The organism is Paenibacillus sp. MAH-35 (assembly GCF_058135425.1).
Genome location: NZ_JBYUPU010000087.1, coordinates 1 through 3,986 on the forward strand (window position 1 = coordinate 1; position 3,986 = coordinate 3,986).

Sequence of the window (3,986 nt, forward strand, 5' to 3'; positions counted from 1 at the left end):
CACTAGCGTTGCAAAGAAACTAACATAAAAAAAGAACTATCTTGTATTTACTAATTTTGTTAATTTATGTTTTGTTTTCATGGCCAAAACAAAGAAAATCTCCTATTGTAAGATGGTAGGCGTGTTATCCATACCTTCTCACAAAGGAGAACCTCATGGATAGCATATCAAATTCAAATGTCCTTAGTAAATACCTTTCTTTTCTTCATTTAGATGAATATGACCTTTCTGTCTTCGACCGGTATAAACAAAAGTTGAAGACGGCCGACTGTATTCGCTTGTTTATCGTGGCACATCTGATGGGATATAAGTCTTCCCGAGATATCGAAAAGGCGGTCCGAGCGGAAAAATCGTTACAAGTCTGGGTCCAGGCCGATAGCATTAGTCACTCTCAGCTCACTCGGAAATTGCCGCAAATTCCGACGGAGATACTGGAACATTTACTTGTAGGTATGGTGAAACGGATTCAGGACCTATCCCCTTCCCGGCCTGGGATACTCAAGAGTGGAAAGCTAGGCATTGTAGACTCCACAACCCTGTCAATCCCAGCTGGACTTGGGGAATGGGCCTATGTCAGCAAACACCAAACCATGGTGAAAATGCACTTACGTTTGGTTGTAGAGTCACCGGATACGCTCGTTCCCGAAGCCATCATTCCCACCACTGGCAACGTCAGCGATCATACCGTTGCGACCCAATTGCTCATAGCTAAAGAGGTGTTGTATGTCTTGGATCGGGGCTATGTGAAATACGCTCGCTTGGACGAGTGGGCAGAGGCAGGGTTTCATTATGTCATCCGGATCAACGAGAAGCATGTAGCCACTGTCCTAGAATCCTACGCCATCCCGCCGAATTCACGGATTGTCCGCGATGCCAGAGTACGGATGGGGAGCTCGTTTGCCTCGATGAAACAAGAGGTTCGCTTGGTCGAATACCATGATGAAAAAGGCCGACTTTACCGCGTTGTCACAACCCGGTTTGATCTCAGCGCAGAAGAGATTGCGGAAATTTACCGAAAACGGTGGATTATTGAACTGTTTTTCAAGTGGTTGAAGCAGCGAGAGGCCCTAGTAAAACTATACAGTTACAAGCCGCAAGCGGTTTGGAATACGATGTACCTGTGTCTGCTGGCCTACTGTTTGATGCTACTGGTCAAACTGACTGACCTCAGTACCCTACCGAATCGGGAAGTATGGCGTACCTTACAGCATTTTGCCTATAAATCATGGACCGTCTGCCACGCCGAGCTGCATCGAAAGCCAACGCGACGATCGAAAGGACGCCAACCATCGAAGGAAGAACAAGAACCCGCTAGCCTTCAGACGACGGTCGGAGTGTATAAGCCGAGTGAAAAGAAATAATTAGGTCATATTACCATTTTAAGGATAACAACGCCTCATTTTGGCTGGAGTTATCCTTTTTGGCTAACTGCCAGCAAAATAGACTGTTAAATAAAGTAATTAAAAGCATATTTAACTAAAATAATGCGAACCGACATACTATGGTAGAGTCTTTGCAACGCTAGTGCGATTTGTACCCCTTATTTCAGCGGTTCTGGTGGAAACTGGGACGATCACGGGGAATTAAGAGCTGCTTGGGTTCTTGGGTTCTTGGGTTCCACGGACACCTCCGTCAGGGAGCGAACCTTCTTCCCCCTACGAAGAGCGTCTCATCCAAGCCTCCCTGCGATTGTCTCTGCAGAAGTAGCAGCTTTTCTTGCCGCCAACCGATTCGGATTCGCTGAACCCATCTGCTTTCCATAAAAAAGACGCTTCCGGCACCGCCTCAACAGCGGTATTGGAAGCGCCTGTCCCCGTTCGGCAGGCGGCTCCTTAAGAACGCCGATCCGCCGGATAAACGAGCCCCATCTGCCGTCTCGCCTCGTCCATAATCTCCATCGTCCACAACGAGCGGGTCAGCGAATTAACCGGCGATTCCTTGTCCCCGTTCCGAATCAAGCCGATACAATGTTCAACCTCATACATCATCGAGTGGTCCGCCTGCTGGCGGGTCACGTCCTCCGAAGCTCCGCCCCGATAGCGGATCTCCACCTTCTCGGGCTGGCTGATCTTGCTGATGAGCATGTTGCCCGATTCTCCCTGAATTTCCGAAGGCAAGGAAGAGTCGGTAATTTTGGAATATTGAATGACGGCATCCATCTCGGGATAACCGAGCAGCAGGCTCCCTTCCCCGTCTATACCCGACTCCAGCAGCAGGCCGTTCGCCTGAATCCGCTCCGGCTTGCCGAACAGGACGACGAGCGGGTACAGGCAGTAGATGCCCAGATCCATCAAGCCTCCATTGGAGAAGGCCGGGTTAAACGCGTTCAGCACCGTCCCCTGCTTATACGCATCGTAACGCGAGGAGTATTGGCAGTAGCTCGAGAAAAACCGGCGCACTCGGCCCAGCTTGGGCAGGTTGTCCTGAATCGCCTGGAAATTCGGCATCAGCGTCGATTTCAGCGCCTCCATCAGGACGACGCCGTTGCGGCGGGCCGCGTCGATCATCTCCTGCAGCTCCGCCCTGTTCGAAGCGATGGGCTTCTCGCACAACACATGGATGCCCCGGTTCATGCAGCGGACGGCTTGTCCGGCGTGAAACGAGTTGGGGCTCGCAATATAAACCGCGTCGATCTCGCCGCTTGCGGCCATCTCCTCTACATCCGTATACGTAAATGCGGCGCCATGCTTCACCGCAAATTCCTTCGCCTTCTCCTCCGTCCGCGAATAAACCGCAGTCAACCTGAAATGCTCCACTTGCCGGGCCGCCTGCAAAAACGACTCCGTAATCCAATTGGTACCGATAATGCCGAATCTGATCATAGGGGAACTCCTTCGTATCCGTATGTATAGTCCAATCCCCTCTCTCCGCCGGGAGGAGGGGATCGGCTTCTCGTTCTCTACTTCCTTGCGACGATCAGGAACCGGTGCGCATTCGTTCGTATCCCCCGCTCCGTCCGGTTATCCTCTATAAACTGCCGAAGCACTTCAAAATCGCCTTCCGCCTGCCCGAAGTCCGGGATAATCGGCGCATGCTTGAGCAGGAAGATCAAATCTTCCGCCGACCGGTAATACTCCGTTGCATCATAGCTGGACGACCGGATGTCGGTAAAGCCCGCTTCGTTTAACTCCGTAATATATTGATCCTGTAAACAATTGATAGACGCGCCGGACGATTGTCCTCTTCCGAACGCTTCGATCAGATTGATTTTATCTCTCCCGCCCACTTGCTGGGTGATGAAGACGCCGTCGTCCGCCAATACCCTCGCCACTTCCTTCGCCTCGAAGGGGGCTTGCCGGCATATGACGATCTGGAAGGATCGGTCGGGAAAATCAAGCGCCTCCGCATCCATCTCGAGAAACGCGACGTCCGGCTGATTCGCCTTCCGCCCGTTGCCGCGGGCCGTCTCGATCATCGCTGCGGAGTTGTCGATGCCTACCGCCTGCCGGACGAAACCGGCGATCTTCAGCAGCTGTTCTCCGCCGCCTGTACCGATATCCAGCAGCGCTTCCGTGCCGGTGCACGCCCGGGTTACTTCGCTTCCGTAATCCCATGCCACTCCTTCGGACAGGCAGTTCACCTTGCTGAAATCCCATCCGTTTATCGCTCCAACCTGGTCGTAAAAGCCTTTATAATCGATCTCATTCATGTCGTTTCCACCTTCCCCTGCGATGATCCTGCTTGAATGTCCCGCTCGATGAGGATTCAAAGTTCCGGGCCGGCGCTGGACCTCCAAATGGGCAGACTTCGCCCTTGGCGGCTGGTACGCGTTGTGACCCAGCCCGGACTTTATCTATCTCGAACGATCCGGTGCGACATCCGATTCACCTCAGGTGGAAAGATTGTCTTTATTATAAGGCCTGAACCCGTTTGGGGGCAAATAAGCGGCTCGTTCCGCTTTCACCGAAGTCCTGATGGGTGTGCAACGGCTGTTAACGGCATCAACTATTTACCAGATGAGCAAAAAACCGCGTCACCGTTAATTA

At 52.1% G+C, this 3,986-nt stretch carries 3 protein-coding genes; 1 reads left to right on the top strand and 2 read right to left on the bottom strand.

Annotated elements, in window-relative coordinates; translation table 11 throughout:
* Positions 1–155: 155 nt before the first annotated feature.
* Positions 156–1,361, top strand: a complete 1,206-nt coding sequence (locus AC3Y2E_RS34465) for an IS4 family transposase (protein WP_379217945.1) — start codon at positions 156–158, stop codon at positions 1,359–1,361.
* Between the two features lie 471 nt (positions 1,362–1,832).
* Here the strand turns inward: AC3Y2E_RS34465 and AC3Y2E_RS34470 are convergent, their stop codons facing one another.
* Positions 1,833–2,822 (bottom strand): Gfo/Idh/MocA family protein, encoded by a 990-nt coding sequence (locus tag AC3Y2E_RS34470; protein WP_379217947.1) that lies wholly within the window; start codon positions 2,820–2,822, stop codon positions 1,833–1,835.
* 77 nt (positions 2,823–2,899) lie between these two features.
* Positions 2,900–3,649, bottom strand: a complete 750-nt coding sequence (locus tag AC3Y2E_RS34475; protein WP_379217949.1) for a class I SAM-dependent methyltransferase — start codon at positions 3,647–3,649, stop codon at positions 2,900–2,902.
* Between the last annotated feature and the right edge of the window lie 337 nt (positions 3,650–3,986).

Excerpts from the sequence above, each read along its gene's own strand:
- AC3Y2E_RS34465 (WP_379217945.1), top strand. The coding sequence starts at position 156 with ATGGATAGCATATCAAATTCAAATGTCCTTAGTAAATACCTTTCTTTT.
- AC3Y2E_RS34470 (WP_379217947.1), bottom strand. The coding sequence starts at position 2,822 with ATGATCAGATTCGGCATTATCGGTACCAATTGGATTACGGAGTCGTTT.
- AC3Y2E_RS34475 (WP_379217949.1), bottom strand. The coding sequence starts at position 3,649 with ATGAATGAGATCGATTATAAAGGCTTTTACGACCAGGTTGGAGCGATA.